This window comes from Falsiroseomonas sp., assembly GCF_051860665.1.
GTDB lineage: Bacteria > Pseudomonadota > Alphaproteobacteria > Acetobacterales > Acetobacteraceae > Falsiroseomonas.
The window spans coordinates 82,661-89,803 of sequence record NZ_JBHYDM010000016.1 but is presented as its reverse complement, the minus strand read 5'-3'; the positions used below and the strand labels follow the sequence as shown (position 1 = coordinate 89,803).

The window sequence follows — 7,143 nt, the reverse complement described above, 5'->3', positions numbered from 1 at the left end:
CCGCCCGGGCGGCCCCGCGCCCGGCCCCCCGCCGCCGCTCCGCCTGGCGCTGGCTGCGCTGGCTGGTGCTGCTCGGCACCTGGGGCGCGCTTGCGGTGGCCGCCGTGCTGCTGGTGCTGGTCTGGGACCTGCCGCGCACCGATCTCGCGCTCAGCCAGACCCGCCGCGCCGGGGTGACGCTGGAGGCCGCGAATGGCACCGTCATCGCCACCTCCGGCGATGTGCATGGGGAGATCGTGCGGCTGCGCGACCTGCCGGTGCATCTGCCCGCCGCCCTGCTGGCCATCGAGGATCGCCGCTTCCGCCAGCATTTTGGCATCGACCCCATCGGCATCGCCCGCGCCGCCTGGGTGAACTGGTCCACCGGCCAGATCGCGCAGGGCGGCTCCACCCTGACGCAGCAACTCGCAAAAAACCTGTTCCTGACGCCGGAGCGCAGCTTCCGGCGCAAGGCGCAGGAGGCGGTGATGGCGCTGTGGCTGGAATGGCGCTTCAGCAAGGACCAGCTGCTGGAGATCTATCTCAACCGCGTCTATCTCGGCGCCGGCGCCTTCGGGGTGGATGCGGCGGCGCGGCTCTATTTCGGGATCCCGGCCACGCGGCTGAACCTGTGGCAATCGGCGGTGCTGGCCGGCCTGCCCAAGGCCCCCTCCCGGCTGAACCCGCGCAGCGCCCCGGAAGCCGCGGCCGGCCGGGCGGCGGAAGTGCTGGGCGCCATGGTGGAGACCGGCGCCCTCACCCAGCGCCAGGCGACCCTGGCGGCGGAGAGTATCCGCATCCCGCCGCGCCCCTCCCGCGATTCGGGTTGGTTCGCGGATTGGGCGCTGGACGATCTCGGCACGCGCTTCCCCGGCAATGCGGACCTCGTGCTGCGCACCTCGCTCGACCTCCGGATCCAGGCGGTGGTGGAGGCGCGGCTGGAGGCGCTGCTGGCCGGGCCCGGCGCGCGGGCCGGCGTGGGCCAGGGCGCCGTCGTGGTGATGCAGGCGGAAACCGGGCTGGTCCGCGCCATGGCCGGCGGGCGGGACTATCGCCAGAGCCAGTTCAACCGCGCCACCCAGGCGCGCCGGCAGCCGGGCTCCGCCTTCAAGCCCTTCGTCTTCCTCACTGCCCTGGAAGCCGGCGCCGCGCCCACCGACATGGTGGAGGATGGGCCGATCAACCTCGGCGGCTGGCGGCCCGGCAATGGCGGCTGGCGCGCCCAGGGGGAGATCACGCTGGAGGAGGCCCTGGCCCATTCGGTGAATACCGCGGCGGTGCGGGTGCTGGCGCGCGGCGGCGGGTCGCGGGCGGCAACGGCCACCGCCCAGCGCTTCGGCCTGCCCGGCCCCTTCCCCGCCGATGCCACCCTGGCGCTCGGCACCGGGGAGGTGACGCTGCTGGACCTGGTGGCCGCCTTCGCGCCCTTCGCCAATGGCGGGCTGCTGCCGGAACCGCGCGGCCTTGTCTCCGCCCGGGCCGATGGCCAGCCGGTGCCGGCCGGGCGCCCCACCTTGCGGCGCGTGACCACGCCCGAGCATGCGGCGGAGATGCGCCGGATGCTGGAGGCCGTGGTGGCGCGCGGCACCGGCCGCGCGGCGCAGCCCCCCGGCGGCCGGGCGGTGGCGGGCAAGACCGGCACGACGCAGGATTTCCGCGATGCCTGGTTCATCGGCCTGGCCGCCGCCCCGCCGGGGGCCGGCGGCGGCACGCTGGTCGCCGGCGTCTGGCTCGGCAATGATGATGCGACCCCGATGGCCGATGTGCGCGGCGGCACGCTGCCAGCGCGACTGTTTCGCGATATCATCGAATCCCTGTCCCAGGCCGCCCCGCCCGATTCGGCGGCGGCGCGATGAAGGAGACCCGGCTTGGCGGATGATCAGCCCCTGCCGCAGGCGGATGCGGCCCACCCCGTCCGGCTGCGCCAGGACCATCTGCGCCGCGTGGCGCCGGCCGTGCAGCACGAGATCAACAACGCCATGATGGTGCTCTCCGCCAATCTGGACCTGCTGGCGCGCAGCGTCGGCGAGGGCGCGCCGCAGCGGCAGCTGGACCGTGCCCTGCAGGCCAGCCGGCGGCTGGAGGAAACGATGCGCGGCTTCCTGGACGCGGCGCGGCGGGAGGTGGCGGAGACCGGCCCCGCCTGCCTCGCCACGGCGCTGCGCCAGCTGCTGCCGCTGCTGCGCGTGGCGCTCGGCGCGCGGCACAGCGCGGAGATGGTGGCGCCCGAACGGCTGGCCCCGGTGCGGCTGGACCGCGCGGCGCTGGAGATCGCCCTGCTGGCCGCGGTGCAGGAGGCCGCGCCCCGCCTGCCGCATGGCAGCCGCCTGAGCGCCGCACTCCATGAGGCGGAGGCGGAGGTGCTGCTGGAGCTCAGCCTGCCGGACGGGCTGGGCGAGCAGCCCCTGGCCCTGCTGCGCGGCTGCTGCGCCCGGCTGGAGCTGCGGCCGGATGGCTGCTTGCTGGCCTGGGCGAAGGGGTAAGAGCGGTCCCGGCGGCCTTCAGGCCAGGGCGCGCCCCATCCTGCGCACGCCCATCTCCGCCAGCGTATCGGCCAGGGCATCCAGCGCGCGGCCGATATCGGCCTCCGTCACCACGCCGATGCAGGCGATGCGGAAGGTATTGGCGGCGGCCAGGCGGCCGGGAAAGATGACGAAGCCGCGCCGCTTCATGCCGAGATACAGCTTCTGGAAGGCATAGGCGGGGTCGTCGGGGTCGTGGAAGGTCGCCACGATGGGGGAGGCGACGGCATCCTCCAGCAGGGTCGAGAATCCCATCTGCCGCATGCCATCCACCAGCCGCCGCCAGCTGGCGCGGTAGCGCGCCTGGCGGGCGGCGATGCCGCCTTCCTCCCGGTGCTCGCGCAGCGCCTCGGCCATCGCCAGCAGCAGATGCGTCGCGGGGGTGAAGCGGAACTGGCCGGTACGCTCCAGGTGCTGGTGCTGGTCCCAGAGGTCGAGCGTCAGGCTATGCGCATTGCCCTTGGTCTCCTCCAGCGCCGCGCGCTTCGCCACCACCCAGACCAGTCCCGGCGGCGCCTGCAGCCCCTTGTTGGCGGAGACCACCAGCGCATCGAAGGCCAGCGCCCGGGCATCGATCTCGAAGGCGCCGAAGGAGGCAACGGCATCCACCAGCAGCGACTTGCCCGTCCGCCGGCAGACCGCGGCGATCTCGGCCAGCGGATTCAGGATGCCGGTCGAGGTCTCGCAATGCACCACCATCACATGGGTGATGGCGGGGTCGGCGCGCAGCGCCTCCTCGAATTGCCGGGCGGTCGGCGGGGTATAGGGTGCGGTGCGGAAGCTGGCATGGGGCGTGCGGATGCGGCGCGCCACCTCCACCAGCCGGTCGCCATAGACGCCGTTGGTATGGATCAGCAGCTTCCCATTCGGCGGCACGAAGCCGCCGATCACCGCCTCCACGCCCGAGGTGCCGCTGCCGACCAGCGGAACCGCGGCATGGCTGCCCTGGCCGTTGCAGATCTCCAGCAGATAGTCCCGGCAGAAGGCGATGGTCTCCAGCATCCGCGCCTCGCCCGAGGCATAGTCATGCAGCATGGCGCGCTTGACCCGGGCCGAGAGGGTGGAGGGGCCGGGGGTGAGCATCAGCGGCTCATCCTCGATCGGCGTCTCGGTCATCGCGGCCTCCTGCATGGCAGGGCGAGCCTATGCTGCACTGCGGTGCGCGAATAGCCGGGGTGACAGCGCCTCCAACGGGCTGCGGAAAATCGGAGGAAAGCCCTCTTCCCCACTTCTTGTGGGGGAGAGTGCTTTTTCCTCAGCCTGCTAAATCAGCCCCTTCAGCCGCAGCAATCCGAAGGTCGCCATGGTGGTGGCATCCAGGATGGTGCCGTCGCGCAGCATCGCCTCGAACTCCGCCAGCGGCACGGCGCGGGTGATCAGATCCTGCTCCTCCACCTCCGGCATTGCCGCGCCCTGGGTCAGGCCGGTGGCCAGGAAGATGTCGTAGCCCTGGCGCATGGTGCCCTGCGCCAGGTTCAGGAAGCCGGCATGGGTCCAGCCCGCGGCGGCGAGGCCGGTTTCCTCCAGCAATTCGTGGCGCGCCGCCTCGATCGGGTCGGTGCCGGGCGGGCCCCACATGCCCTGGACGAATTCCCAGTGCCGCGCGCCGACGGGATAGCGGAACTGCTGGACGAGCTGGATGGACCCATCCGCATGCACCGGCACGACGGTGACGAAATCCACCTTCTCCACCACGCCATAGATGCCGGTGGAGCCGTCCCGGCGCCGTACCTGATCCTCCCGCACCGTCATCCAGGCGTTGCGATAGACCTCGCGGCTGGCGAGGGTCTCGATATCCGGCTTCACGTCACGCAATGCCATTGGCCTCCCGCAGGGCGGCGGCGGCGGCGTGGTCGCCACGCGCCTCCAGCGCCGCGGCGACGGCGTGGCGGTCCGCCTCGGGCCGATTCTGGCTCTGCTTGCGCTTGCCCGTCCAGTGCCGAACCGTGAGGGTCACACCGACCAGCGCCTTGAACATCCCCTCCATGTATTTCGGGGGCTGGGCGTCCATGTCGAAGCCGGGGGTGGGCTCGTAGGCGGCGGCCAGGGCGCGCATCTGGCCGGCGACCGCCTCCGGGTCCTCGGTCAGGGTCGCGATGCCCTCGGCCTGCACCACGTCGTAGTTCCAGGTCGGCACGCTGGGATGCTGGCCGTACCAGGTCGGCGAGACATAGGCATGCGCGCCGCGGAAGACGGCCAGCGCCGGCGCCCCGGCGCCTGCAAAAGCGCGCCAGTGGGGATTGGCGCGGGCCAGGTGGCAGAGCAGCCGGGCGGGGCCATCGCCCTCCGGCCGCAGCAGCTGGAAGGGCAGATGGCTGACCATCAGCGGCTCGGCGCTGACCAGCATGCCGAAGTCGTTCCGCTCGACATGGCCGAAGATCCAGGCCGGGTCGTCGACCCGGAAGGCGGCGGGGGTGTACATGGCGGGTATCCTGCAGGCGAACGGACGGGACGACCGGAGGGGTCGGGCAAGAGGCTCAGAAGCCGATGCTAGCTCGTCGTCGCGTTTGCATGCCTTGCATCCTGCACCGAAACGGGCGCCCGAGCCCTGCAACTTTGCAGGGTCAGGCCCGCGACCGGGCATGCACCAGCAGCGCCAGCCCGCCCAGCGTCAGCACCCCGCCGATGATGTCGCTGACATAAAGCCGCTCGCCCAGCAGCGCCCAGCCGAAGACGGCGGCCAAGGGCGGCGCCAGCAGTTGCAGGGCGGAGGCGGTGGAGGCCGGCACGCGGCGCATCATCGCGAAATTCAGCGCATAGGCGCCGATCCCCACCACCACCATGGACCAGACCATGGCCGCCCAGGTCGGCCAGCTGCCGGAGCTCGGCGGCGCCCCCTCCAGCGCCAGGGCGAGCGCCAGGCAGAGCAGGGCGGAGACGGTGGTCTGGCCCAGGCTCGCCATCCAGATATCGACGCGCCCCTTGGCCGGCGCATAGACCAGCAGCCCCACGGCCTGGCTGATGGCGGCGCCGATGGCGAAGACGAAGCCCAGCGCCTCCGCCGCCGCCAGCCCGTCCACCGCGCGCAAAAAGCCGAGCAGCGCGACGCCGGACCAGCCGATGGCGAGCCCGACCCAGGCCAGGCCCGGCAGCGGCCGGCGCAGGAACAGGCTCTCGCCGGCGGCGACCATCAGCGGCGTCGTCGCGCAGATGAGGGCAACGAGCCCGGTCGGGATGCGCGCCATGGCGAGCCAGGCGAAGGCGAGATAGCCGCCCATGCCGCAGAGGCCGAGCACGGCGACGCGGCCGATATCGCCGGGCCGGGGCAGCCGCGACCGCAGCGCCAGCACGATCACCAGCAGCATCGGCGCGGTCAGGCCGAAGCGGATGCCGAGCGACCAGAGCGGCGGCCATTCCTTCACCACCACCCCGGCCACGGTGAAGGCGGAGGCCCAGATGGCGACGAATGTGCCGGCGATCAGCAGCGCGCTGCCCTGCATGGAACGGATGCCCTTCGTGGAGCGCCTCAGTAGCGCGCCGCGCCGCGCGCTTGCACCCTCAGCCGCGGCGGGCCAGGGCCGCGTCCAGCGTGTTCTCCAGCAGGCAGGCGATGGTCATGGGGCCGACACCGCCGGGAACCGGGGTGATGGCGCCGGCATGGGAAGCGGCTTCCGCGAAGGCGACATCGCCCACCAACCGGCCATCGGCCAGGCGGTTGATGCCGACATCGATCACGGTGGCGCCTTCGGCCACCCAGTCACCGCGCACCATCTCCGGCCGGCCCACCGCCGCCACCAGGATCTCGGCCCGGCGGCATTCGGCGGGCAGGTCGCGGGTGCGGGAATGGACGATGGTGACGGTGCAATCGGCGGCCAGCAGCAGCTGCGCCATGGGCCGGCCGACGATATTGCTGCGCCCCAGCACCACCGCCCGCGCCCCCGGCAGCGCCGCCCCGGCCGCCTTCAGCAGATGCATCACCCCCTTCGGCGTGCAGGGGGTGAGGCCCGGCTGGCCGCTGGCCAGCAGGCCGGCGTTCAGCGGATGGAATCCGTCCACGTCCTTCTCCGGCGCCACGGCGGCGATCACCCGATCCGCCCGGATCTGCGGCGGCAGGGGCAGCTGCACCAGGATGCCGTCCACGGCGGGGTCGGCATTCAGCCGGGCGACCTCGGCCAGCAGCTCCGCCTCCGTCGTGCTGGCGGGCAAAGCGATGGTGGCGCTGTCGAAGCCCACCTCCTTCGCCGCCTTGTCCTTGTTGCGGACATAGACGCCGGAGGCCGGATCCTCCCCCACCCGCACCACGCGCAGGCCCGGCTTGAAGCCGAGGCCGGCGGTGCGGGCGGCGATGGACTGGCGCAGCGTGGCGGCGACCGCCTTGCCGTCGATGATCTGGGCCGTCATGCGGTCAGGGCTTCCAGTTTCGGCACGAGATGCGCCGGATTGCCGGTGATGCGCAGCGTTTTCTGGCGGCTGGTCGCGCCATGCAACACCTCCACGGCGGATTTCGGCAGGCCCAGCGCCCGGGCCACGGCCTCGCAGACCGCGCGATTGGCGCGGCCATCCTCCGGCACCTCCGCCACCGCCACCTTCAGCGCGGCGCCATCCGCGGCCAGCCCGCCGCAGGAGGGACGCCGGGCCCGCGGCTGCACTTTGACCGACAGGTCCAGCCCATCCTGGAGCAGGCGCCAGGGCGTCATGGCGG

General features: G+C 72.6%; 8 protein-coding genes. 2 read left to right on the top strand and 6 right to left on the bottom strand.

Annotated elements, in window-relative coordinates; all coding sequences use genetic code 11:
- Together ACTIF1_RS16795 and ACTIF1_RS16790 are read left to right on the top strand one after the other, a co-directional pair.
- Positions 1-1,835 (top strand): transglycosylase domain-containing protein (locus tag ACTIF1_RS16795; protein ID WP_439597599.1); only part of this gene is annotated, 1,835 nt, incomplete at its 5' end.
- 12 nt (positions 1,836-1,847) lie between these two features.
- Positions 1,848-2,462, top strand: a complete 615-nt coding sequence (locus ACTIF1_RS16790) for a hypothetical protein (RefSeq protein WP_439597598.1) — start codon at positions 1,848-1,850, stop codon at positions 2,460-2,462.
- Positions 2,463-2,480: 18 nt separating this feature from the next.
- On the opposite strand, the gene ACTIF1_RS16785 is transcribed toward ACTIF1_RS16790, so the two are convergent.
- The 6 genes from ACTIF1_RS16785 to ACTIF1_RS16760 all read right to left on the bottom strand — a co-directional run bounded on the left by ACTIF1_RS16785 (position 2,481) and on the right by ACTIF1_RS16760 (position 7,138).
- Complete coding sequence (locus ACTIF1_RS16785; protein WP_439597597.1) at positions 2,481-3,617, bottom strand: 2-aminoethylphosphonate--pyruvate transaminase; 1,137 nt, start codon at positions 3,615-3,617, stop codon at positions 2,481-2,483.
- Between the two features lie 147 nt (positions 3,618-3,764).
- Positions 3,765-4,322, bottom strand: coding sequence for an NUDIX domain-containing protein (locus ACTIF1_RS16780; protein ID WP_439597596.1), 558 nt, complete (start codon positions 4,320-4,322; stop codon positions 3,765-3,767).
- Entirely contained in the window at positions 4,309-4,923 is a 615-nt protein-coding gene (locus ACTIF1_RS16775) for an FMN-binding negative transcriptional regulator (protein ID WP_439597595.1), read from the bottom strand. The genes ACTIF1_RS16780 and ACTIF1_RS16775 overlap by 14 nt, the downstream gene beginning before the upstream one ends.
- Before the next feature lie 142 nt (positions 4,924-5,065).
- Positions 5,066-5,941 (bottom strand): DMT family transporter, encoded by an 876-nt coding sequence (locus ACTIF1_RS16770; protein ID WP_439597594.1) that lies wholly within the window; start codon positions 5,939-5,941, stop codon positions 5,066-5,068.
- Positions 5,942-5,999: 58 nt separating this feature from the next.
- The gene (folD, locus tag ACTIF1_RS16765) at positions 6,000-6,842 is read right to left on the bottom strand and encodes a bifunctional methylenetetrahydrofolate dehydrogenase/methenyltetrahydrofolate cyclohydrolase FolD (protein ID WP_439597593.1); all 843 of its coding nucleotides are present in this window, start codon (positions 6,840-6,842) and stop codon (positions 6,000-6,002) included.
- Positions 6,839-7,138 (bottom strand): DUF167 domain-containing protein, encoded by a 300-nt coding sequence (locus ACTIF1_RS16760; protein WP_439597592.1) that lies wholly within the window; start codon positions 7,136-7,138, stop codon positions 6,839-6,841. Before ACTIF1_RS16760 ends, folD begins: the two co-directional genes overlap by 4 nt.
- Between the last annotated feature and the right edge of the window lie 5 nt (positions 7,139-7,143).

What these genes read in the sequence shown, in the direction of transcription:
- ACTIF1_RS16785 (WP_439597597.1), bottom strand. Translation starts at nt 3,617, where the DNA reads ATGACCGAGACGCCGATCGAGGATGAGCCGCTGATGCTCACCCCCGGC.
- ACTIF1_RS16780 (WP_439597596.1), bottom strand. Translation starts at nt 4,322, where the DNA reads ATGGCATTGCGTGACGTGAAGCCGGATATCGAGACCCTCGCCAGCCGC.
- ACTIF1_RS16775 (WP_439597595.1), bottom strand. Translation starts at nt 4,923, where the DNA reads ATGTACACCCCCGCCGCCTTCCGGGTCGACGACCCGGCCTGGATCTTC.
- ACTIF1_RS16770 (WP_439597594.1), bottom strand. Translation starts at nt 5,941, where the DNA reads ATGCAGGGCAGCGCGCTGCTGATCGCCGGCACATTCGTCGCCATCTGG.
- folD (WP_439597593.1), bottom strand. Translation starts at nt 6,842, where the DNA reads ATGACGGCCCAGATCATCGACGGCAAGGCGGTCGCCGCCACGCTGCGC.
- ACTIF1_RS16760 (WP_439597592.1), bottom strand. Translation starts at nt 7,138, where the DNA reads ATGACGCCCTGGCGCCTGCTCCAGGATGGGCTGGACCTGTCGGTCAAA.